Source organism: Chryseobacterium sp. HNCC26DJ241, assembly GCF_057180505.1.
In genome coordinates, this window is sequence record NZ_JBXUGL010000021.1 from 1 (window position 1) to 25,449 (window position 25,449).

The window sequence follows — 25,449 nt, forward strand, 5'->3', positions numbered from 1 at the left end:
ATTGTTTCTAGTTCTTACTATAGAAGATGTACTTTTGGTTTTTTCACAAGTTCCAGTAGTAGCTTTAGCTGTGTAGACTGTAGCTGTTGCAGGTGCAGCATAAATGGTAGACAAATAATCTGTACCATTATATGGAATTGTAAGTGCTGTATCTGTATATAAACCAGTTGTTGGAGACCAAGTAATTTGCGGTGAAGAATAATAAATTGTAATAGAGCAATCTAACAGTGTTCCAGTATCTGTCGAAGAATCATCATACACTCTCACTTTCCAATTACCATTTAGTGTTGTAAACAAATCTGAAAAAGTTGTGGTATTGACATTAGGAGTTGTACCGATGACACCAACATCTCCAAGATCTGCAGTAAAAGTTCCTGTAAATGGAGCTGATCCGGAAGCAAAAGTTGCAGCCGATGTATCGGATGTGACAATTGTATTAGTAAAATTATCATTTGAACTACCTGCTTGATTAACCAAATTGACAATTTTTCCGTTTGGAGCTTCCAGATTAATTCTGAGATCGTTATCCCAAGTATGAGTAATATTAAGTTTTACCTCTATTTTTGAAACAATGGAACTAGCATCTATTCCACTTACTACTAAAGTTTGTGAAACTCCTGTTGTCAAATCACCATCCGGAATAGCAAGATTTACAGTACCCGAATTTACCACTTTTGTTAAACCAGCAACGTTTCCTCCCACTGCAGTCAGTTCCACATAATCCACATCACAAGATGAAGAAATTGTAGTAGCTGATTTTTGAGTTTCTGTGATAGATGTAATATTCGTTGGAGCAGGATTTACTGTAACGGTAATAGTAGATTTTTTGGCACAGCCCCCTGCCGAAACTCCGGTAACTGTGTAAGTAGTGGTAGTTGTTGGTGTAGCGGTAACTACCGAACCACTCGTTGTGTTCAGAGTTGGGTCTGCGTCCCAAGTATATGTATAACTTTCGGTGCTAGAAGCCGTAATATCTACCGGACTACCTGCACAAACAGACGGTGAAGACAGAGTTAAAGAAATATTTGCCGGCTTTGTTCCATTAATTTCATCCGCACCAATATCCGGTGCTGTTGCATTTCTAGTTTCGGTGTCATAATCGGTAGTTATCGCAACTGGTGTTCCACCTGATTCTATGTCGGAACAAGAAGTTGATGGTAAATGTAAATCCGCTGTTGCAACATCGGTAAAACTAAATGAAACACCATTGAAACTATTGGCGTCATAACCAAGTGCTTGCCAAGCCGCAAAAGTTCTGTCCGTGATACCAGTTGTTGCAGCTACTGTTGAAGCATTAGATGCGTTTAAAACATTATTTGTAGACGTAAACCCAGAAATAGTAGTTCCTAAATTAGCAATTGCATAGTTTTTACCACCACCTGTTCTGGTCATGTTCAAGATGTTATTTCTAATATTTGCTGTTGCTCCTGTTGCAGAATTAAACTGCAATGCAACGCTATTTTGTGTACTTGTAGAACTACCGCCAATATGAATAGTATTATAAAAATAATTTCTTGTACCGGTAGAACCACTATCGAATACACCTGTACATTGCATTCCGTTGGTATTGGAACCATTGGTTAAACTAATCATATTATTAGCAAATGTCCAATTTCCTCCAGTTGGGATAAAAGCTGTGATAAAAGGATTGGTTCCGGTTGCTTTATTCTCGAAACCGTAAATTCTATTACCAATAACCTCCCCTCCTGCAGAAGTAGAAGAAGTACCAATAGCCATTACGGTTGTGTTACTTGCAGAAGTTGTATTATTTTTAAGACTATGAATAACATTTTTGTTAATTTTTTGAGCCGTACCACTAGATCCTGTAAAAATACCAATGACAGAAGCCGATGAACCTGTACTTGTGCTTTGTGACACTCCTGTAAATGTATTAATCTGATTGTTGCTCACATCAAAACTTTGTGATCCTCCAAGACTAATTCCCACAATTTGAGAAGATGTAGGAGTTGAGTTGCTTACAAAATTGGTTAGAATATTATTCTTAATAGAAGGAGAAGTTCCAGATGCATTAGAACAACTAATACCTGTTATTGTTGTATTAGACAACGAGTTATTAACATTAATATCATCAATTGTATTATTCTCAATATTAATAGTTGCAGCTGCTGAATTACTTATACCTCTAGCTGTTGTACCTGTTGCATTAATATCAGAAACAGTATTATTTAAAATATTCAATATGTTTCCAGAAGTTTGATGATTAACTGCTGTTAAGGTATTAGTAGTAGCAGAGTTTAAGTTCTTAATGGTATTAAATGTAATGTTTGTAGTAGTAGATGGATTAACATCTTGAATCCCAATTAAACTTCCTGTTCCAGATGTTAAAGCTTCAATCGTATTATTAGAAACGTTTAAAGTAGTAGCAATTCCTCTGTTACCAATACTGATACCTGTAAGCGCAAACGTGCTGGATTTTGAAATATTTTTAATAGAGTTGTTTGATATGGATGATGTAGTACCACCAAACCCGTTCAGATCCATTACTACACAAGCAGCTACGGCAGTAACACTCCAATTTTCAAACTTATTGTTATCGATAGTTTTAGTAGGCATAGAAGACGAACCAAAATTATCCGTATTTACCCAACCTAACATAGTAGTGGAAGCAGATGGCAGGGTAAGATTAGAAAAATCATTACCTGTGTTGGTAACTGTTGATCCAGAAACAGATCCTCCAGCATCATTGTAAATGGTAACGGTACCTCCAGCTCCGGATTTTGTAAAACCTGTAACAATCTTGTTATTGTTTACTGTTTTGCTACCACCGGAAGGAGCGGACGTACCATTAGAAATAAAAGTTACGTTACCCGTAGAAGCAATACTGAGATTCTGAAACTCATTGGCATTGATGCTGCTATCTGTAGCTGTTTGCGAATTTGAAATAAAAGTTGTTGCAGCACTTGGAACTGTAAAATTAGAAAATTCATTATTGCTAATTGCCAAACTTGTTGCCGTTCCAGAATTTGAAGAGACATGAATTCCAAATAAAGTTGCTCCATTTGCTTTCAAAGATACTTTATTATTAGAAACCATTATATTATTAGTTCCTGTTGGTGCATTAGAATAAGAATCTACAAAAACCGCTCGTAACGTACTCGATGATGCCGGCGAAGAAATAGTGGTATTATTAATCGTATTGTATGATACTGTATAATTTTTTGTATTTCTTATCAAAATACCATTTATTGTTCCTGAAGCATTAACAAAACTATTAGTTGGTGTAGTTCTACCAAAATTTGTTATTGTATTAGCATTTGCTAAGCTACCACCAATAATCAAACCATCATTTTGATCTGCAGCCGCATTAGTACTACCAATAACACCTATTGGGAAGTTTACATCGGTAATGGTATTGCTTGTAATAGTAAGATTACTATTTGCACCTGCTGCGGTAGTAGAGTTGGCTGTTGTTGTTGGTATCGTAGAACTGTGAGAATTATTGGAATAAATACCAAAACCGTTTGGATTATTAATATCCATATCTATAGTACAGTTTTTAATGGTGCAATTTTGTGCCCCATTGGTAGTCGTAGCATACAATAAAGCAACTCCAAATTCTGTTACGTTATTTGATGTTCCTGTATAAGTAAGCGTTCCTGTAGCTCTCTCTTGCATCGTAAATCCATCTATAGTAATATAATCACTACCAATAATTTTAAATATTGCATCTGCATACGTATTTCCAGTTGTACTTTGTGTTGGTGCAGTAAAAGTTGGATTAGTTCCCGTTCCGTTTTTAATAAACGTTATCGGATTGGCAGAAGTTCCCGTTGCATTTGTAATAACATATCCACCAGCTGGCGCAGTTTCTGTATGTCCAGCGTTTACATAACACGTTATTGTTCCAGTATGTATTGTAAGTCCTTCAATAGCTGTAATAGCATTTGCTAATGTAGGGTAGCTTGCAAATGTGGAAGTACCTCCAGTTGAAACAACCGTTACAGGATTCGAAGATACGGTATAAGAATAGTTAGAACCACCATTATTATTTAAATTGATGGTGAATAAATCCGCATTAGACCCATTTGCCGCAACATTGGCATCACCGGATGTAAATACATAATAGCTCACGTTTGCACCTGCTGTGTTGGTTGCTGCAGGAATAGTAGCGGTATATGTAGTTCCCGAACCACTCATTTGCACAACTGTAGAAGTAGAGTAAGAATTTGTGGTATAACGTAAATAGACAGCCTGACCCGTGCTTAACGCACCATCCAAAGTAGCTGTAACTGTAACATTGGTGTTTGGAATAGGATTAGTTCTAGCAACAGAAGATACAGAACGTATTGCTCCTTGAACCACGAATGCCACCGATGAATCAATACCATCATTTCCTCCGTCTGTTTTGAAAACAACATTAGAAGATGCTGTTGGCACATTGATTCTCCATGCATTGCTTGATCCGCAATTACTGTTTGGTGAAGTTACCACTGTACTATGCGTGAAAAAATCACCATTACTGTTGGCCTGATATTCACCGCAAGGAGAACCATCTCCATAAAATCTAAAATATTTGTCTCCAGAAGATGTTACCGATTTGGTAATGATCAAACTGCTACCTGCAGAAAGAGACATCGATTGCCCAGATCCCCAAGATCCCCCTGAAAAATCTCCTGAATTAAGTGAATTTTGTGTCCATCCAAGGACAAATAAAAGCATGAAAGTAAAAGAAAAAAACTTTTTTTTCTTCAATGATAATAGTTGTTTTGCCATATTTTTAAGCAATTTTATTTCCTAATTGATAATGTTAAATCTTATATTTTTTTAAAATTGTAAATGGAGGGCAAAATTATCATAATTTTTGTATCACCGATATTTTTATTAAAAAAAAATTACAATTCATCCAATTTAGTTTCACTATTAATTTATACACATCAACTAAAATAATTTACCTTTTTAAAATAAAATTGATTATTAAGTATTTTTTTAAATTCATTAATGATAAAAAAATTAAATATTTTATTATTCACTTTAATCAATTTAAATGGTCTCAGTTTTCATTTTATTTATTATGTCATTCATCTATTTTTTGATTTTTTCGATAGTATCAAAAAAATCTATTTTTAAACATTTTTTAAGGTATTATAAGTTTAATCTTCTTCTGAGAATTTAAATGGCTTTAGACTAGGAAACAATTTATAAATTTGTTCCCAAGTCCTATGAACAGAAGAAAAATTAGTAAATTCAAAAAAAATAGTAAGGTACTTTTGTAGTGATATTGATGCTACAAAAACGGGAGAAAAAAAACATTTTAGGATAGATAAAAGCAAAAGTTTTTCTAACCAGAATGAGGTTCACATTCATGGAATAGAAAGTTTTTGGAGCTTTACCAAGAAAAGATTAGCTAAAAAAATCCACTTTTATATCACACTTAAAAGAATGTGAATGGAGATGGAGAAAAGAGTCTAACGAAATGGAAAAAGAGTTATGGAAATTATAAAAAAATAGGGATAACTTTTTTAACGACTTCTTCTAAAGGTTACCCACATTTTTTTATTTTTACAACAACAAACAACAACAAAATTTTAATAATTTGAAGGGTTTGTTAGTCTATAGCCTATTAAAAAATGGTTTGGAAATGATAATGTAATTGCCATAGAAGAATTTACTACTGAGAAGATCCAATTTAATTAGCACCTATAATAACACCCGAAAAAATAAAACCTTGCAAATCAAATATTTGCAAGGTTTTTGGCGGAGAGAGAGGGATTCGAACCCCCGGACCTGTTACAGTCAACAGTTTTCAAGACTGCCGCAATCGACCACTCTGCCATCTCTCCAAAAATGAAATTTTCATTTTCAGTGGTGCAAATATAACATGCTTTTACATACTGTACAAATTATTTTTGCAAATTTCTTCCAAAAGCCTAATTATCAAAGGAAAATTTTTAATTCTTAGTAAATTGAAACCCTAAAAAAACCGCAATTAGCCCAATAATTATACTCAAAGCTATATACAAAATCAGAATTCCATAGTTGGAATTTTGCCATAAAGAATAATTCTCTGCCGAAAAAGTAGAAAAAGTAGTATAGCCACCGCAAAAACCTGAAATCAGAAGAAATTTCAAACTATTATCCACTTTCATAAAATATGAAGAAAGAATCCCAATCAGAAAACATCCGGTAATATTCACCAAAAAAGTACCCATTGGAAAACTATTAATATTCCATAATTTTTGGGTATAATTGGAAATCAGGAAACGTGCAACACTTCCAAAACCTCCACCCAAAAAAATGTAGATCAGATTCTTCATTTTACTTTTTTGAACACATCAATTGGTATATTTTGAGAGATGCATTCATACATATTTCATTTCTATATTTTGAACGCGCCTCTTGGCGCGTTCCTACAATATTATATTAATTCAGATAAATATTTTTCAGCGTCCATTGCAGACATACATCCACTTCCGGCTGCTGTAATCGCTTGTCTGTAAATATGATCCTGAACATCACCAGCTGCAAAAACTCCAGGTAGATTTGTTCTTGAAGAGCCTTTTTCAGTTATGATATATCCGTTTTCGTCAAGTGTTAATTGATCTTTAAAAAGTGCTGTGTTTGGTTGGTGCCCAATTGCAATGAAAATTCCGTGAACATCAATTTTAGAAATTTCCTGAGTTTGATTATTGATAACCACTGCTCTTTCTACGAGATTATTTTCACCTTCAATTCCAATTAATTCATGGAAAAATTTCACTTCAATATTTGGAGTATTTTCTACTCTGTGAATCATAGCTTTCGATGCACGAAACTCCCCTTTTCTTACTAATAATGTAACTTTTGTACAAAGTTTTGCAAGATAAGTCGCTTCTTCTGCTGCTGTATCTCCACCACCAACTACCACTACTTCTTTTCCTTTATAGAAAAATCCATCACAAGTAGCACATGCAGAAACTCCGCCTCCTGAATATTTTTTTTCATCGTCCAAGCCAAGGTATTTTGCAGTAGCTCCGGTAGAAATAATAACAGATTTTGCAAAAATTTCTTTATTTCCAGCCCAAAGTTTGTGAATACCACCCACTTCTTTGGAAAATTCCACTTTTGTAATCAATTCGTAATGTACTTTGGTATCAAAACGTTCGGCTTGCTTTTGCAGATCCATCATCATTTCCGGACCTGTAACTCCGTTTGGATATCCCGGAAAATTATCTACTTCTGTTGTAGTCGTCAATTGACCACCCGGTTCCAAACCTGTATAAAGTTCGGGTTTCAAATCTGCTCTTGCTGCATAAATAGCCGCTGTAAAACCTGCAGGTCCGGAACCTACAATCACACAATCTAAAATATTTTGTTCCATTATATAAAGTTCAAAGTTTAGGGTTTAATATTCAAAGTGGTACAAAAATCGGGATTTAATTTAATTTTTTATAATCTTTAGTAATGAATTTTGTCAATGCTCGTTATTTTGCGGCTTGCTGTTGCGTCCCGGCTTGAGTGGAGCTCTTTTTGCGAAATGAAATGGAGCAAAAAAGCGGGAACGGAAGACGGAAAAAGACGCCCAAATAATTTTAAACTTTTACCTTGGTTTTATCTACATTCAAAATTTTGTAGACCATTTCTTTCAAAAGTTCACTGTCATCAGTTTGATTCGCTCCAAGACCTTTGCTTTTCAAATCAATTTCACGAAGAATCGAAATAACTCGTGTTGCGTGTTTCAATGGATAAAATCTTGCTGCTTCTGCATAATCTTTCAGGAAAAACGGATTAACACCCATTTCCGAAGCGATGCTCTGTTGCGGTTGACCAATCATGGTTTGATAAATAATGATATTTGAAAAAAAATTGTACAGCGAAGAAATGGTCATGACAATCGGATTGGATTTCGGATTTTTTCCCATGTAATACACAATTTTCATTGCTTTTGAGGAATCTTTCTGTCCAAGTGCTTTCTGAAGTTCAAAAACGTTGAATTCTTTGCTGATTCCGATGTGTCTTTCTACCAACTTTTCATCTAAAATTTCATTGTTTTTCAGGACGAGTTTCAGCTTATTAATTTCATTAGTAATTCTGGAAAGATCCGTTCCCAAGTATTCTGCAAGCAAAAATGAAATATTGGGTGCGGTTTTGATACTCTGATTGTTCAGCTCCTGCTGAATAAATTTCGGAACCTCATAATCCCGCATTTTTTCGCTTAGATAGATGAAATTCTTCTTTTTAAGCAGATCATTCAGTTTACGCTTTTTTCCGTCCAATTTTTTATTTTTATGGGCAAAAACCAGAACCGTAGTTTGTACAGGATTTTCAACATAATTCAGCAAAGCATTGGTCTCATCATCTCCCAATTTCAAATCCTGAGCTTCTTTTACGATAATCAGATTGAGATTTCCAAACATCGGAAACTGTTTTGCCAGCGAAAGAATCTCAGCATAATTAGTATCTTTTCCGTAAACTACTGTTTGCCCGAAAGCTTTTTCATCTTCTTCCAGAACATTGTTTTCAAAAGATTTTACAGCGACATCAATATAATATGGTTCTTCTCCATGAAAAAAATAAAGAGGCAAAAGTTCTTTATTTTTAATATTTTTGAGGATTGAATCTAATTCTTTCATACGCAATGCAACTTCCCAAACTGAATTTTTCCGAGATTTTTGATTTTACATTCAGGAAAGACAAAGATAAGTTTTTTATTTATGATTCGGTTCGGAAATCATGGCTTTTGCTTACTCCGGAAGAATGGGTTCGGCAACACTGGATTCAGTATTTTCTTATTGTGAAAGGATATTCTACCTCTGCACTTATTACCGAAAAAAAAATAGAACTGAACGGACTTACGAAAAGAATAGATCTGCTAGTTACCAAAAAAACAAAGCCCGAAATTTTAGTGGAATGCAAAGCTCCGAAAATAAAACTCACCGAAAAAGTTTTTGAACAAACCGCCAGATATAATTTTGTAATTGGTGCAGAAAAAATTATTTTGAGCAACGGAAATCAACATATTTTTGCAAATTATACAGATGGAAATTATATTTTTGAACAATACACAATTTAAAAAACACATTCTATGAAAAGTAAACTCACTACTCTACTTCTTTGTATGGGAAGTCTTGGTTTTTCACAAACAAAAATCATTGTAAATCCTAATATCATTTTGCCAAAAGATGCTAAGGAAACCGAATCCATTATTTCTACTATTAATTCTTTTTTAAGCGAAAAAGATAGATCTAATAAAGAAATTTCGGTAATAAATAAAACGAATGCAATTGAAACTTTCCTTGAAACAGACGAGCTAAAAGGAATAGAAAAAAGCGGAAGATTCAAAGATGATTATTTTTACAAACCTTATCTTACCAATCTTACTAAAGTAAACGACAATCTCTACAAAATTCAACTTTCATATATAGGAATTAATGAAAATACACCTTACATTATCGGAAGTTTCAGATTTCTATTGAACAAAGAAAACGGCAATTTTTCTGTATCCTCTCCATTAAAGGAAGAAACCAAGCTCTGGAAAACAACAACTATAGATAACTATACTTTTATCTATGAAGATGAACTAAATTCCGAAAACGCAAAAACATTCGTAAGATTGAGCAACGAATTTGACCAGAAAGTAAAGAATCCAAAACTCAATACCAAAATTTATTGTACAAAAGATGCAATACAAACGTTGCAAATTGCAGGAGTAGATTATAAAGCAAATTATAACGGTTCTTCTAGTCTTACTCTCACTTCTACCGATGAAAACCAATCTATCGGAATTTTCTCTAGTGAAAAAGGAAATTTTGGAGATTTTAATTCGCATGATTTATGGCATGACAGATTGCACGTTTCCGTACCAAGAGATAGTACATATAAACCTTTGGATGAAGCCTGTGCTTATCTTTATGGTGGAAGTTGGGGATATACATGGGAAGAAATTTTCAGACGTTTTTCTGAAAAAGTGATTAAAAGTAAAAATACAGATTGGTTTACTTTGTATGGAAAATTTGAAGATTTTGGAGAATCGAAGGAAAAACATCTGTATCCGGAATATGTGATCAATGCTTTGTTAGTTGAGAAAATTGAAAAAGAAAAAGGTTTTGATGCAGTAATGGAATTTCTAAAGTGCGGAAAATACAATGAAAAAGATAGTAGCAATTATTTTTCGGCATTGGAAAAAATAACGGGAATTACTAAAAAGAATTACAATAAAAAAATTGATGAATTAATCAATCAAGAAAATAAAAAATGGCAATAAAAAATATAATTTTCGATTTTGGCGGTGTGGTAATGGATTGGAATCCACGATATTTTTTCAAAAAATATTTCAATAATGATGAAAAAATGGAATATTTCCTGAAACACATTGCCGAAGACGAATGGAATGCAGAACAGGATCGCGGAAGAAGTTTGGCAGAAGGAACAGAAATTCAGGTGCGGAAATTTCCGGACTGGGAAAAAGAAATCCGTGCGTATTATGACAACTGGACAACCATGTTGAAAAGTGATATTCCTGAAAATGTGGAAGTTTTGCGAAAACTGGAGCATTCCAAATATCAGCTTTTCGGATTGACAAACTGGTCGGCAGAAACATTTCCATATGCTCTGGAAAATTATGATTTTTTCAAAATTTTTGATGGAAAAATTGTGGTTTCTGGCGATGAAAAACTTATTAAGCCTGACCCGCAAATTTGGAATGTTTTACTAAAACGCTATGATATAAAAGCCGAGGAATCCGTTTTCATCGATGATAATCCTAAGAATATTGAAGTGGCAAAAAAATTAGGCTTCATTACGGTTCACATTACTGAAAATACTAATTTGGAAAATGAATTGAAAGATATGGGTGTAGAGTTTTAAAATTTCGGGCGAAGCCTTTGGCTTCGCCCGAAATTTTAAAACCGGGATTCAGATTATACTGGGATTTTCAGAGATTTTTTTAGCTTCCTAAATTTAAAAAAGGATATCAACGAAAGCAAAAACATGAATGCCAATCCAAGATATACCCAAAGCGGAACAGGAACCGGATCTCCTTTTGCATAAGAGTGAAGCCCCGTTAAATAATAATTTACTCCAAAATACGTCATCACCATCGAACAAAATGCAAACATTGCCGCAACATGAAACGCCCATCTGCTTCTTAAACCAGGAACCAAACGCATATGCAAAACAAACGCATAAACCATAATGGAAATAAAAGCCCAAGTTTCTTTTGGATCCCAACTCCAATATCTTCCCCAGCTTTCATTTGCCCAAATTCCGCCAAGAAAATTTCCAACCGTTAAAGCGAAAAGTCCTATTGTTAAAGACATTTCTGAAACAATGGTTAATTCTTTTATTGTACTATCATGATGAAATTTGTATAAATTTTTATCAGAAACGATATAGAAAAACAAGGTAATTACAGCAATAATCATAGATAAAGCAAAAAATCCGTAGCTCGAAGTAATAATCGCAACATGCACAATCAGCCAATAGGATTTTAAAACCGGAACTAATGGCGTAATCTGCGGATCAAGAGCCGAACCTCCATGTGCAAATCCCATCATAATAACAGCTACCATAAATCCGGCTGCAGGAATTAGTGCGTTTGAATTTCTGTAAAGCAAAAATCCTGCTGTAATTCCTACCCACGAGATAAAGATAATTGCTTCATAACCATTGCTCCAAGGTGCATGTCCGGAAATATACCAACGCGCTATCAGTCCAAGAAAATGGAAAAAATATCCGATCGCTCCAACATAGATCAATCCTTTAATTATTTTATTTACCGTTTTGTTTGGCTTAAATAACTCTGCAAAACCTAAAATTAAAATAAGACTTCCGATAATGGTATAAAAAATCAAAAGTTTGAAGTTGATATTCACTGTATTCATCAAAACTTCAAGATTAATTTTATCCTCGGAAGGAATTACGTTTTTTCCCCATTTTTTCTGGTAATCGATCAGTTTTTTTAATTCAGAATCTGCTTTTGCCCAATTTCCGGTTTGCTTTGCTTCCAAAACACTGTAGAAATAAGGTCCCATTATTTTTTGTGATTCTTCGTCCGGTTGAAAATTGGCATCCAACCAAGAATTCCATCTGTGATTCGGATCATTTTTTACGGGAACGATTCTCAAAAATTGACCGCTGAAAAATTCATTAAAAATCTGAACTCTTTCATTTACAGAAATTACCTCTTTATCGTAACTGGTTTGTTCCGCAGGTTTTTTTCTAAAAGCCTCATTGTAATCTTCTTCTAAAACGTAATGCAGCATTCCTGTTTTCGGATCTATAGGGAAAAGATTGAGCAATGAAGTATAGCCTTCATCATTGGCTTTGGTTTTTTTCTTCAATAGATCACCTCCACTTGTTCCGATTCTGATGAGCGGAACCATTGTCCAGCTTTCCGTATCGGTATTAATGGAAAGAAACCATTGGTTTGCATCTAAAGATTTACCATCACTCCCTTTGAATTCGTCATGCTTATACAGTTTCCTCAAAACATCCAAAGCCTGAGTATTCATAGGAACGATTCTTCCCTCAAAATTCTGAACCAGAAGATAAGCAAATTTTTCAGCGTGTTCTTTGGAAATTTTGTTTCTTCCAATGATTTCATCAGCAGAAATTTCACTCATTCTATTCATGGAACGAGCAGCGGAATTTTGCTTACTTTGTTGATTTTGCTGAAGATTTGCAGTATCCGAATTTTGTGCGGAATGATTGTGTCCATCGTTTTCAGAATGAGCGTGTTCAGTTTCCGGTAGTACTTTTTTACTTCCATCTGTTCCGTGCATATCAATTTTCTGTGCATTGAAGCCAAAACTCATAAAAATTAATAAAACTGAAATTACTTTCTTTTTATTCGTCTGTTTTAGCATTTCATTAAGTTTCCAAAAATGAGAGCCTTTCCAGAAAAGGGTAACAAACAATCCTAAAAATAAAAATGCATAACCGATATAACTCACCAATGTTCCCCAAAAATCGTGGTTTACAGAAAGAACGGTTCCTTTTCTATCAGGATCAAAACTCGCCTGAAAAAAACGATATCCTTTGTAATTTAAGACATGGTTCATATAAATTTTATAAGGAACTTCTTTTCCTTCATCTACAATTTTTACATGACTTTCATAAGCACTCGGAGAAGAACTTCCGGGATAAGTTTCCATTACAAAATCATCCAACTTCAAAGCAAAAGGCGTATTGTAGATTTTCGGACCAAATCCTAAAATAATATTCATTCCGTCGAGAGCAATTTGTTTATAAGCATTTGGGTTTCCTTTTTCTACGGAAAGATCTACGTTCAATTTATTTTTTGGACCTTTTACTTCAACAGTCAATTGATCGGGAAGATTTTTATCCTTGTTTTTATCCCCTTCAAAAGCCATCAATTTCCCTTTTCTCAAACCTTCGGGAACTACCAATCGTATCTCATTAATAGTGTATAAACTTCTGTAAGCCAAAGGTTGATATTCATCTTTTTTTGTAGCTCCTGTTGCTTGTGTTGCCATCGTCATATAATTGGCATCAACAGGAGTTTTTATCAAAATTTTACCGTTTTCATTTCGGAATTCTATCGCTCCTTCAATTGGACGATTATAAGAAACCAATGTTCCTTTGATGCTTTGTGTTTCTCCTTGTTTCAGGTAATAATTTTCTCTTCCTGCATCTCCTGCAATTACGAAATGTAAATATTCTGCTCCATTATTATCCGCAACAAGACTGTCTTTTTTTCTTTGAATATAATTAAGAGCTTTTACTTCAACTTTTTTTTCGTGATATTCATATTTAGCTTCAAAATCTTTATGAATCGGAGACATCAGATACGGAATTTCCTTATAGTTCAAAACGTCCCCTTTTTCTTCAATCTGGATTTTAAAGAAATTTTTATCCGTCACTATTTCATTGGAAGTAGCTCCTTCACGAATATGCATTTGTCCCTCATAACTGATATATCTTGTAATGGCACCACCAATAAAAATCAGAACAAACGAAAGGTGAAAAACCAAAACCGGCCATTTTTCCTTTCTCCAAAGACGGTATCTTTTAATATTTCCTATAAAATTTAAGATCAGTAAAAGCATGATTAATTCAAACCATTTGGCTTCATAAATCAATGCTTTTGCAGCAGGTGTTCCGTAATCATTTTCCAAGAAAGTAGCATAAGCCATAGAAGCTGCATAAACCAACAGTAAAACAGCCATTGTTCTGGTAGAAATAAGAATGTCTAGGATTTTTTTCATTCGATCGCTATTTATCTGAGTTACCTCAAAATCAGTGTGTGCAAAAATACGGAAGATATTTTATTTTAAAGGAAGAATCATCACAAATTACATTGATAAAAATCAGGAATTTAGGCTTTGGAAAAATCTTTTGTAATTATGAAAATATTCGCAAAAATTACCTTCAGATTTTGCGTATTTTTTTACTAAATTTGCCCTTTAGTATTATGGACAAAAACGCAAAAAATCCTCAGACGGAAGCACCGAAAACAGGAAAAATCTTATCTAAACCGCGCATATTTTTCGGAGTACTTTTCATCATTGTTTCATTTGTGATGACAGTTTCTTTTATCTCCTATCTAATGAATTGGAGGGCAGACCAAAGCCAAGCCGGAACTATGCTGGATAAAACGGTGAAATCCTCCAATGTTTTTGGAAAAATCGGTGATTGGCTCGGAAACATTTTTATATTTGAAAGTATTGGTGTTGCTGCTTTTATAGTTGCTTTTTTATTTTTTGTTTTTGGAACATTGATTCTAAAAAAAATGTGGTTCAAACCATGGAAAAATCTCGGGCATTCTCTATTTTTCATTTGTTGGCTTCCTATTTTTATGGGAGCAATTACAAAAGGACAGGGTGCTTTAAGTGGAGTTTACGGCTATCAGATTATGGATTTTTTAAATTCTGTGATTGGAACTGTCGGGCTTTGGTTGGTTATTTTAGCAAGTATTGTTTTGTATTTTGTTCTGGAATTCAATCTTCGTCCAAGTGCTATTAAAAGTAAACTGAATGAAATCAATGAAAATACAATCGGGAAAGTAAGATCCATGCTTCCGAATTCTGAAGAAAATTTTGAAGCAGATGAAGAACTGGAAGATACTTCGACTACATTCGGTACGACAGAAACAAAAGAAGCTGAACCCGAAAAAGTAAAAGTAACGGAATCTCCCTTTAAAAGCAGAGTTCAGGAAACCGAAGTTCCGAAAGATTTTCCGGAAGTTGTTGTTACTAACAGCTTGGAAACGATCAAAACTCCCAATAAAACTTCTTTTGAAGACGAAGAATTGGGTTCTGAACCAAAATCTTTAAGCCTGAATCTCGATACTAAAACCACTTCATCTGCACCAGCAAAAAATGAAAATTTTGACTTTAAAGTAGAAGTAGCCGAAGTGAAAGACATTCTTGATGATACAGAAACAAAATCTCAGGAGCTTGTACAAAAACATGGACTTTATGATCATAAACTGGATTTGGCAAATTTTAAAATGCCATCTATTGATCTATTAAAAGATTATGGCAACGAAGAAATTTCTGTAAATAAAGATGAATTAGAAGAGAACAAAAATAAAATTGTAGGGCTTCTGAAAAATTTCAATGTGGGAATTTCTGAAATTAAAGCTACGATTGGTCCAACGGTAACGCTATACGAAATTGTTCCGGAAGCAGGAATTCGTGTTGCAGCGATTAAAAAACTTCAGGATGATATTGCACTGAATCTTTCCGCATTAGGAATCCGTATTATTGCACCAATGCCGGGAAAAGGAACCATCGGAATTGAAGTTCCGAGAAAAAATCCTTCCATGGTTTCTATGCGTAGTGTTCTTGCCTCGCATAAATTCCAGAATTCTGATATGGATCTGCCTGTTGTTTTCGGAAAAACCATTTCCAACGAAATTTTCATGGCAGATTTGGCAAAAATGCCTCACCTTTTAATGGCGGGAGCAACAGGTCAGGGAAAATCGGTGGGAATCAATGCTATTCTTACTTCTCTGCTTTACAAAAAACATCCAAGCGAACTGAAATTTGTAATGGTAGATCCGAAAAAAGTGGAACTTACCCTTTATTCAAAAATTGAAAGACATTATCTCGCAAAACTTCCTGATGCTGATGACGCTATTATTACCGATACCAACAAAGTAATCAATACCTTGAATTCTCTTTGTGTGGAAATGGACACCCGTTATGAGCTTTTGAAAAGTGCATTTTGCCGAACTATAAAAGAATACAATAAAAAATTTCAGGAACGAAAACTAAATCCCGAAAACGGACATCGCTATCTTCCTTATATTGTTTTGGTTGTCGATGAATTTGCAGATCTCATTATGACCGCAGGAAAAGAAGTGGAACATCCGATTGCAAGATTAGCACAATTAGCAAGAGCAGTTGGAATTCACTTAATTGTTGCAACGCAAAGACCTTCCGTAAATGTAATCACGGGTATGATCAAAGCAAATTTCCCTGCAAGAGCGGCTTTTCGTGTAATTTCCAGTGTGGATTCCAGAACGATCTTGGATTCTCCAGGTGCAGATCAATTGATTGGAAAAGGAGATATGCTATACTTCAACGGAAATGAAATTTTGAGGTTGCAATGTGCTTTTGTGGATACTCCGGAAGTGGAAAGAATTGCTGATTATATTGGAGAACAAAAAGGATATCCTTCTGCATTTTTACTTCCTGAATATACTTCCGAAGAATCCTCAAGTTCTGCCGGAACTTTTGATCCGAACGAAAAAGATGCTTTATTTGAAGATGCTGCAAGAATTGTAGTTTCTACACAGCAAGGTTCTACTTCCATGCTACAGCGCCAGCTTAAATTAGGATATAACAGAGCCGGAAGAATTATGGATCAGTTGGAAGCTTCGGGAATTGTAGGTGGATTTAACGGTGCAAAAGCAAGAGATGTTCTGATAACGGATCTGAACTCTTTGGAAAATTTTTTGGAGGATTTAAGGAAATAATTTCCGAAAATTTTAAACGAAATATCTGAGCGTTTTTTAGCCTTAATTCAGTATTGAAGACAAATAAGCCCACTCTATTCATCAAAAAAACATTAGGTTTCATCCTCTTGTTCTCTGCATGTATTAATTTATTTTCACAAAATACTTACGTTTTTTTTGGATCATTTAATTGGGATAAAACTACCGAAGGAATTTATGTTTATCAACTCAATCCGAATACCGGAAAATTGACAAAAGTAACTTCTGCGAAAGAAATTTTAAACCCATCATTTCTCACTTTATCACCAAATGGTAAATATCTTTTCGCTTGTACAGAAAGTAAAACTCCAAATTCGGGAAGTGTAAGTAGTTTTGAATTCAATCCCAAAAATGAAACATTATCATTCATCAACAGTCAAAAAAGTGGTGGTGAAAATCCGGTTTATGTAACTGTTCATAAAAACGGAAAATGGCTGATAAATGCCAATTACACTGAAGGCAGCGTTTCAGTCTATCCAATTTCGGAAGGCGGAAAAATAAGTCCGATGGTACAAAATTTTCAATTTTCTGAAGGAAGCATCAATAAAGAAAGACAAGATCGTTCGCACATTCATTCAGCGGTATTTTCGCCGAATTATGACGCTTTATTTTTAACTGATTTAGGAGCGGATAAAATACGAACTTATGTATTTAATGATAATCAAAAAGAACCTCTTCAAGCAGCAAAAATATCTTTTATAAAATCTGAATCAGGAAGCGGACCGAGACATTTCACCTTTCATCCTAATGGAAAATTTGCATATTGCATCGACGAATTATCCGGAACCATAGATGCTTATAAATATGAAAATTTAAATTTAGAAAGTATTCAAAGATTAAATACGCATCCTGATGATTATACGCGAAATATTGAAAGTTCGGACATTCATATTTCACCGGATGGAAAGTTTTTATATGCTTCGAATCGTGGTGATCAAAACAATATTGCCATTTTTTCAATTCTGGAAAACGGAATGCTGAAATTTATTGATTATCAATCTACTTTAGGCAAACATCCAAGAACTTTTGCAATAGACGAAACGGGGAATTTCTTAATCGTGACCAATGTTATCAGTGGAAATGCGGTTGTATTTCGCCGGAATATCCAAACCGGTTTACTGAAAAAAGTAGGAAAGAAAATTAAAATTAAAAACGTAACCAACGTAAAAATTAAAAAATATTAGAACAATTCTTGGAACAATTTTTGAGATCTTTGAGCGGATCAAGATGTAATTCAATCATAATAAAATTAAAACCTCTATAATAAACTTAAAATGAAAAACATATTGTATAAACTGGCAGCCGGAATTTTAGTAGTAGGAAATGTAGCTTTTGTGCATGCTCAAAAAGCTGATGCAAAATCCAAACAGATTTTGGATGCTGTTGCTAAAAACTATAAATCAAAGAAAAATTCTTATTTCAAATTCTCCTACGGAACCGGAGATAATGGAAAGGTAACAAAAACGGAAACAGGAATTTTCTACTCTACTCCTTCCCAATACAAATTAAAAATAATGGGAATTGAGCAAATTTTTGATGGAAATAAAGTGTACAATATCAGTGATGAAGATCAGGAAGTAACGATTGCAAAAGCCGATGGTTCTGAAAAAATGTTCTCTCCTACCAATTATCTTGATTCGTATAAAAAAGAGTACAACACAACATACGCAGGAAAAAAATCTGTAAATGGTGTGAATGCTGATATGATAAAACTTACTCCTGTAAAAAATAACGGAATGAAGTCTGTTTACATTTTCGTGAATCAACCGAAAAATCAAATCGTAAAAATTGAACAATATTCTGCTGATAGCAGTGTTGCCGTAATTGCTATTAAAGAATACAAGGAAAACCAGAATTTGAGTTCTGATACATTTACTTTCGATAAAAATAATTACAAAAATTATATTGTTACTGAATTATAACCTGACTATTTTTTAGGTTAAAATAAAAGAATCGCCGTGAATTTTTCACGGCGATTCTTTTTATGCAATTTATAATTACTTTTTAATAATTTTTACAGTACTGCTGTCTGTGGCAGAGTTTACTTTTAGAATATAAGTTCCTTTTACAAATCTGGTTATATCTAAAGACGTATTTTTAGCAGTTTTATTCAATTCAAAAGTCTGAAGTAACTGACCAGTTGCACTATAAATTTCTGCATTTTTCAGATTCAAATTTTTATTATTTTGAATAGTAACAATACCGGAAGTCGGATTTGGGAAAACCTGTATTCCATTTTCTTTACTAATGTCTTCAACGGCAAAACTAAGATTATTACAGTTGTAAACATAAATTTCATCAATATACCAACCTTCAACACCATTACATCCATCAGTTCCCAACTCAAATCTGAATTTAATTTTTGAACCGGAAGTTACTCCTAATTTTGATAAATCAATTACGCTTTGTCCCCAACTTCCACTAAGCGAACCACCGTCAGTTCCTGTAAAAGCATTTTGTCCTTTTAATGGATTGTCATTGTTTGAAGTATTATCCAAAGTATTGTTGTATGCATTTTGACTAAATGCAGTAGAAGGAACTAAAGTCCATGCTCCTCCATTCAAGCTATATTTTATATTTCCTCCATCCCAAGTTGATTCCGTAGCAATGTAATGATTGAATGCCATTTCATATTTACCTGCTGAAAAAGTAGGGAAAGTAATTTGTGGACTTTCTAAACGTAAAAGACCATTCTGCAAGTCTGTATTACAATCTCCATTTATAGGATCTACCGCAAAAATTGCATTTCCTGTTCTGTTTTTTGGTAAATTATTTTTAATAGCCCAGTTTCTGTTTTCCCAAGTTGAAGGATTAGATGGAGCATTGGTAATTGTCCAGCTACCTAAACCATTTTCCCAAGTTTCTGTAAATAAAGCACCTGTTGTCGCACCTGTACACAAAGCAGGAGTTGGAGCAAGAATAGGAGTATAACCGCATTGAGAAGCCACAGATTGTCTCAGCTGCACAGCTAAAATAGCATTCTTAATATTTTGTAAATCACCAGAAGTAAAGGATTGTCCGCTTAATCCGGCAGGTGTAGACGTAGTGGATAAACCTTTTAAATTTACTCCAACCAAATCCGTACAAGCAGCTTCCAAAGCATCTGCGAAATTTGCAAAATCACTGGTATTTGTTAAATAAACCGATTGTGCTCTCCACCATAGATGTGCAGCTTTTACAAATCCAATTCCAGAAATAGTATATCCATTATAAGTTCCTCCGTCTACCAATAAAGCATACAAATGATTAGGAACTCCTGAATTGGAATGTACACCTCCACTATCTGCTGTTCCGCAGTAATAATATAAAGCATCCAAAGCTTTTGCCGGATCCCCAAAACAATTAGGATTCCACATATCACGAATAGCACCACCAAAAGAAGTGGCATCTTCACCCATTTTCCATCTCATCAATGATGATGAACAGCTTGTTGTTGTTCTAATACTCAGATTTTCTCCTGTATCCTGATAATTATTTAATAAGTCAATTGTCTCTCCCCAAACATCAGAATAAGATTCATTCAAAGCTCCAGACTGATACTGATAGATCAATCCACTTGTATATTCTGTAAATGCATGTCCCCATTCGTGAGCTATTACATCATCTGCAGCCGTTCCGTCACAATAACCGGCATATGTTCCGTTCCATCTTGCATTAGGACAACTAATTGTGGGATCATTATTTACCGTAATCATGGTGTGATCTGCATTGTCATAAGAAATATATCCAAATGCATTTTTGAAGAAATTGTACATATGTTCAGATGCTACAACCTCATTTTGCTGCCATTGATTTAAGGAACCCGGAAATGCATCCCCTTCTTTCCACTTCAAATTAGTTGAATTGGTATTGGTTTCGTACAATTTTCTGTCAATAGGATGAATTCCTGTGAATTGCTCTACCAATTCTCCTGTATGAGCATTGATATAAAGAAATTCTCTTACATCTTTTTTATTGGTTACCTCTATTTCGTAGGCTAAATAAGGAGTCACAAAATCTCCCTGAGCTAAACCTTTAGGGAAAATGAATAGATTATTTTTACCTATTTCTAAAGTTGCATTTGATTTATTTAAATTTTGCTTTTCAATTATTTTTTTAGCAATATCTTCTGCTCCATTTTTTGAAATTAATGGATCTGGATTTACTTTTATACCTGAAACCGTATTTCCATTTATGGAAGTAAGCTGCCCTTTTGCATTAAAATGAAATTTCAAAATTCCGTCATAAACAGGAACTCCCTTATAATATTGTTTGTAAACTACATTTTTAAAACCATAACTATCCGTTTGTTCATTGGCAAAAACCAATTCGTCAGCAGAATTAAGATTGAAAGCTCTAAAATTGCTAATTAAAAATTCATCTGCTTTAGCTTTTGCAGTTGCTGATTTCAGTTGAAGGGCGTCCAAATTACCGAATCGGATAAAATTTGGATTTGAAGTACTTTTACTTATTGTAACCTCCGCATTAGTTTCTTTTTTCAGTTTGGATAATTCTTTTGATTCTTGTGCAAAACCGCAAAGATATGCCGACACAAGAACAGTAGATAAGAGTTTTTTCATATAAATTTTGAATTTTTGGCAAATATATATAAAATTTAGTTTTATAATGTCAATAATCCACCAAAAAAGTAAAATTTATTAGAATATTTTAAAAATCAAAACAATAAAAGCTGATTATGAAAAAGCACTTAAACTTTATGGCATTTTCCTTATTTTTGCGTGTATGAAAATCCTTGACCGGTATATTATAAAAACATTTTTCGGGCCGTTCCTTTTTATTTTTAGCGTCCTGTTTTTTATATTCATTGTGAATATTATATGGATTCGTCTTGCCCAGTTTACAGGAAAAGGACTTAGCTACTGGGAAATTCTAAAACTACTCTCCTATCTTGGTGTAAGTGTAGTAACCTTGGTTTTACCATTAACAATTCTTCTTTCATCCATTATGACTTTCGGAGAATTCGGAGAACGATATGAACTTGCTGCAATGAAAGCTGCAGGAATTTCCCTTACTAGAATTATGACCCCGCTTTTCACTATTTCTATAATGTTTGGAGTCATGCTTTTCTTTTTTTCCAATAATATTATTCCTGATTTTCAGCGAAAAGCAAAGAATATGTTGTATAATATTACCGCAACCAAACCTGCGCTCAATTTCACACCCGGACAGTTTATTTCGCAAATTCCCGGATACAGTGTAAAATTTGATAAGATTACCGGAGAAAACGGGGAAAATCTTGAAGGTGTTTTTATACATAAAATGTCCAATTCTTTTGAAAATCAACAATCTATTTTATCCAAAAAAGGTAAATTCGTTCCGGCATCCAATAGAAATTTTTTAAAGCTGACTCTTTACAACGGATATGTTTTTGAGGACAATTACAGTCAAAACTATTCTGATAGACAAAAGCAACCAGATCAGGCAATAAAATTTGATACTCTTACGCTTCATTTTAATATTTCAGAAATTATTGATAAAGCAATTGAACAGGAAAAAATCACAGACGATTATACTTTTCAAACCTATGGACAGCTAAATAACACTATTGTAAAATCCCGCAAATCAAATAGTGAATCGTTTGAGTTTATTAATAATGATATGGTGAACCAAACAAGTAGTTTTGTGAGTATCCTTGCAAATAGCAAGATAAAAATACAACCAAAGGAAACAGTGAAAATGGATACTCTTAAGGAAAACAAAAAGCTGGAAATTCTGAACTCTGCATACAATAAAATAGAAAATCTGAAACAATCTTTGGAAAACAAAGGCGATGAAATAAGAGGAATCAATAGCTATTACAGCAGAATTATTATTTATCAGCAAAGGATTATTGCATCTTCCATTAGTTGTATCATATTTTTTCTAATCGGAGCAAGTTTGGGATCTATCATCCGAAAAGGAGGAATGGGCGTTCCTGTTATCATTGCTATTGTCATTTTTATCGTTTTTTATGTAATGACATTATCCGTAGAAAATATTGCATGGGCAGGAAAAATGAATCCTTATCTTGCTGCCTGGTTTCCAAATATGGTACTTTTGCCGTTCGGAATTTGGCTTACTTCCAAAGCTCTTGCTGATTCGCAACTTTTTGATATTGAAAAATATAGAGCATTACTAAAGCCAATTATTTCAAAATTATCAAAAAATAAAAATAAGGAGCATTCCAGATATCAATAGAAAAATGTGTTCATTTTCAACAAAATTGAAAATTCTGTTTTTAAGAACTTTCTGTTTTCTATAAATGGATTTATCAAAAAATCTATTGGATTATCTTTAAAATAAAAATTTCAGAATAATGGGTTTTAATAAATTTTTAATATTCAGCTTGTTAGGAACTATTCTGACAACTGCTCAGGAAAAAAATCTTAAAAATATCACCAAACTTACTTTTGGAGGAGATAATGCAGAAGCGTATTTTTCACCGGATGGAAAAAAACTTACTCTGCAAGTTACCAATCCATCAATTGGTGCACATTGCGACCAAATTTATCTTTTGGAACTTGGCAAAGAAAAATTTTCAACTTCCGATCTGAAATTGCTTTCCACAGGAAAAGGAAGAACCACTTGTTCCTTCTTCTTGCCGGATGGAAAACATATTTTGTATGCTTCCACACATAAAGGAAATCCTGATTGCCCACCAAAACCCGCTCCAAGAAAAGATGGAAAATATCTTTGGCCAATATATCCTGATTTTGATATATATGTAGCCGATCTCAACGGAAAAATTGTAAAACAACTTACTGATAGTCCCGGTTATGACGCAGAAGCCGTAGTTTCTCCAGATGGAAAATATATCGTTTTTACATCCACAAGAAGCGGAGATCTTGAGCTTTGGAGAATGGATATTGATGGAAAAAATCTGAAACAATTGACTTCCGGATTAGGATATGATGGTGGTGCGTTTTTCTCCCATGATTCCAAAAAATTGGTTTTCCGTTCTTCAAGACCAAAAACGACCGAAGAAATTAAAGAATACAAAAATCTTTTTGCTGAAAATCTGGTAGCTCCCACCCAAATGGAAATCTATACCATGAATATTGATGGAACTGAGATGAAGCAAATTACAAATCTTGGAAAAGCAAACTGGTCTCCATACTTTCATCCATCAGATAAAAAAATTCTTTTTTCTTCCAATCATCATTCCACCAGAGGATATGATTTTCACATTTACTCTATTGATATAGATGGAAAAAATTTAAAACAAATTACTTACGAAAGCGAATTCAATGCTTTTCCGATGTTTTCGCCAGATGGTAAAAAATTGGTATTTTCCAGCAACAGAAATGCAGAAAAACCCCACGAAACAAATGTTTTTATAGCAGATTGGGTAGACTCGGACGAAGCAGAAAATGTAAACGAAACCAGCCTTAAAAAAACTATTTCTTATTTAGCATCGGATGAATTGAAAGGAAGACTTACAGGAAGTGACGGTGAAACCAAAGCCGCCGATTTCATTTCAAAAAATTTGAAAAATGCAGGAGTAAAAGTTGAAGTTCAGCCTTTTGATTATTCAGTGAAACTAAATCCGCATGATGAAAATTCTTCTGCTCCTGTGAAAGGAAAAAACGTAATCGGATATTTAGATAATAAAGCCAAAAAAACTATAATTATTGGTGCGCATTACGATCATTTAGGTCTTAACGAACACCATTCTTCCGCTTTGATGAATTCCGAAGGACAAATTCACAACGGTGCCGATGATAATGCTTCAGGAACTGCCGCCGTAATGGAATTAGCCAGAATGTTTTCTAAAAATAAAACAAAAGAAAAAGCCAATTATGTTTTTGCATTATTTTCCGGAGAAGAAGACGGTTTGATGGGCTCTAAAAAATTTGCAGAAAATGTAAAAGAAAAATATCCAAATGTAATGGCAATGATCAATATGGATATGGTAGGAAGAATGAATAAAGATAAAGATCTTACTGTAGGTGGAGTCGGAACTTCACCCATTTTCCCTGAACTCATTAAAAAACACAAACCAGCAGGTGTGAATATCGCTATTGATAGTTCCGGAGTTGGACCTTCAGATCACACTTCTTTTTATTTGAAAGATATTCCGGTGCTATTTATGTTTACAGGAACTCATACCGATTATCATAAACCAAGTGATGATGAAGATAAAATCAACTATAAAGGTGAGAATTTGATTATCAATTATGTATTCAATCTTGCAAATGCTTTAGCTGATGAAGATTCAGTTCCGTTTACAAAAACAAAAATCCAGCAAAGCAAAGCAGTTCCAAAATATAAAGTAACATTGGGAATCATGCCCAGTTATGCAGATACAAAAGATGGTCTCCATATAGATGGTGTTTCTGAAAACCGACCTGCTGCACAAGCCGGTATAGAAGCAGGAGATATTCTTACCAAAATTGGAAAATGTGAAGTAAAAGAAATTTACAGCTATATGGATTGTCTTTCTAAAGTAAATTCTGGAGAAACTCACCCTGTTACTATTCTCCGAAACGGAAAAGAAATGACAATGGAGGTGAAGTTTTAGAAATGGCACCTAAAAAAATAAAATGCTCCACGTGATTTTCGGAGCATTT

The 25,449-nt window shown here is 34.0% G+C and carries 14 protein-coding genes, 1 tRNA gene and 1 pseudogene; 9 read left to right on the forward strand and 7 right to left on the reverse strand.

Annotated features, from left to right (window positions below; genetic code table 11):
* On the reverse strand, positions 1–4,734 hold a 4,734-nt coding region (locus AC2A1C_RS10630; protein WP_484025689.1), incomplete at its 3' end, for a beta strand repeat-containing protein.
* 522 nt (positions 4,735–5,256) lie between these two features.
* Between AC2A1C_RS10630 and AC2A1C_RS10635 the strand changes: the two are divergent.
* A pseudogene (locus tag AC2A1C_RS10635) lies at positions 5,257–5,461 on the forward strand (IS1595 family transposase); the annotation flags it as partial.
* Between the two features lie 252 nt (positions 5,462–5,713).
* Here AC2A1C_RS10635 and AC2A1C_RS10640 read toward each other — a convergent pair.
* From AC2A1C_RS10640 to holA, 4 genes are all read right to left on the reverse strand, one after another.
* Positions 5,714–5,801: transfer RNA gene (locus tag AC2A1C_RS10640), tRNA-Ser, on the reverse strand.
* 108 nt (positions 5,802–5,909) lie between these two features.
* Positions 5,910–6,275, reverse strand: a complete 366-nt coding sequence (gene crcB, locus AC2A1C_RS10645) for a fluoride efflux transporter CrcB (RefSeq protein ID WP_484025690.1) — start codon at positions 6,273–6,275, stop codon at positions 5,910–5,912.
* Positions 6,276–6,376: 101 nt separating this feature from the next.
* Entirely contained in the window at positions 6,377–7,318 is a 942-nt protein-coding gene (trxB, locus tag AC2A1C_RS10650) for a thioredoxin-disulfide reductase (protein WP_484025691.1), read from the reverse strand.
* A 211-nt stretch (positions 7,319–7,529) separates the two neighbouring features.
* Positions 7,530–8,570 carry a DNA polymerase III subunit delta gene (holA, locus tag AC2A1C_RS10655; RefSeq protein ID WP_484025692.1) on the reverse strand — a complete coding sequence of 347 codons (1,041 nt, stop codon included), beginning with the start codon at positions 8,568–8,570 and terminating at the stop codon, positions 7,530–7,532.
* A gap of 5 nt (positions 8,571–8,575) precedes the next feature.
* Here holA and AC2A1C_RS10660 point away from each other — a divergent pair, with 5 nt between their 5' ends.
* Genes AC2A1C_RS10660 through AC2A1C_RS10670 form a run of 3 tightly spaced genes read left to right on the forward strand, consistent with a single transcriptional unit; the run spans position 8,576 to position 10,803 of the window.
* Positions 8,576–9,010, forward strand: a complete 435-nt coding sequence (locus AC2A1C_RS10660) for a type I restriction enzyme HsdR N-terminal domain-containing protein (RefSeq protein ID WP_484025693.1) — start codon at positions 8,576–8,578, stop codon at positions 9,008–9,010.
* Positions 9,011–9,022: 12 nt separating this feature from the next.
* On the forward strand, positions 9,023–10,201 hold the full coding sequence (locus AC2A1C_RS10665; RefSeq protein ID WP_484025694.1) for a hypothetical protein: 1,179 nt from the start codon (positions 9,023–9,025) through the stop codon (positions 10,199–10,201).
* Positions 10,192–10,803 (forward strand): HAD family hydrolase, encoded by a 612-nt coding sequence (locus tag AC2A1C_RS10670; protein WP_484025695.1) that lies wholly within the window; start codon positions 10,192–10,194, stop codon positions 10,801–10,803. Before AC2A1C_RS10665 ends, AC2A1C_RS10670 begins: the two co-directional genes overlap by 10 nt.
* 53 nt (positions 10,804–10,856) lie before the next feature.
* On the opposite strand, the gene AC2A1C_RS10675 is transcribed toward AC2A1C_RS10670, so the two are convergent.
* Positions 10,857–14,165 (reverse strand): cytochrome c biogenesis protein, encoded by a 3,309-nt coding sequence (locus tag AC2A1C_RS10675; protein WP_484025696.1) that lies wholly within the window; start codon positions 14,163–14,165, stop codon positions 10,857–10,859.
* Positions 14,166–14,371: 206 nt separating this feature from the next.
* Here AC2A1C_RS10675 and AC2A1C_RS10680 point away from each other — a divergent pair, with 206 nt between their 5' ends.
* From AC2A1C_RS10680 to lolA1, 3 genes are all read left to right on the forward strand, one after another.
* Positions 14,372–16,882 carry an FtsK/SpoIIIE family DNA translocase gene (locus AC2A1C_RS10680; protein WP_484025697.1) on the forward strand — a complete coding sequence of 837 codons (2,511 nt, stop codon included), beginning with the start codon at positions 14,372–14,374 and terminating at the stop codon, positions 16,880–16,882.
* 53 nt (positions 16,883–16,935) lie between these two features.
* The gene (locus tag AC2A1C_RS10685; RefSeq protein ID WP_484025698.1) at positions 16,936–18,084 is read left to right on the forward strand and encodes a lactonase family protein; all 1,149 of its coding nucleotides are present in this window, start codon (positions 16,936–16,938) and stop codon (positions 18,082–18,084) included.
* A 90-nt stretch (positions 18,085–18,174) separates the two neighbouring features.
* Positions 18,175–18,822 carry an outer membrane lipoprotein periplasmic chaperone LolA1 gene (gene lolA1, locus AC2A1C_RS10690; protein WP_484025699.1) on the forward strand — a complete coding sequence of 216 codons (648 nt, stop codon included), beginning with the start codon at positions 18,175–18,177 and terminating at the stop codon, positions 18,820–18,822.
* Between the two features lie 75 nt (positions 18,823–18,897).
* Here lolA1 and AC2A1C_RS10695 read toward each other — a convergent pair whose 3' ends face one another.
* The gene (locus AC2A1C_RS10695) at positions 18,898–21,459 is read right to left on the reverse strand and encodes a M4 family metallopeptidase (RefSeq protein ID WP_484025700.1); all 2,562 of its coding nucleotides are present in this window, start codon (positions 21,457–21,459) and stop codon (positions 18,898–18,900) included.
* Positions 21,460–21,622: 163 nt separating this feature from the next.
* On the opposite strand from AC2A1C_RS10695, the gene AC2A1C_RS10700 reads away from it, so the two are divergent.
* Both AC2A1C_RS10700 and AC2A1C_RS10705 read left to right on the forward strand, forming a co-directional pair.
* A complete protein-coding gene (locus AC2A1C_RS10700; RefSeq protein ID WP_484025701.1) occupies positions 21,623–23,077 on the forward strand; it encodes an LptF/LptG family permease in 1,455 nt (484 codons plus the stop codon).
* Positions 23,078–23,195: 118 nt separating this feature from the next.
* Positions 23,196–25,400, forward strand: coding sequence for a M20/M25/M40 family metallo-hydrolase (locus AC2A1C_RS10705; RefSeq protein ID WP_484025702.1), 2,205 nt, complete (start codon positions 23,196–23,198; stop codon positions 25,398–25,400).
* The last annotated feature ends 49 nt before the right edge of the window (positions 25,401–25,449 follow it).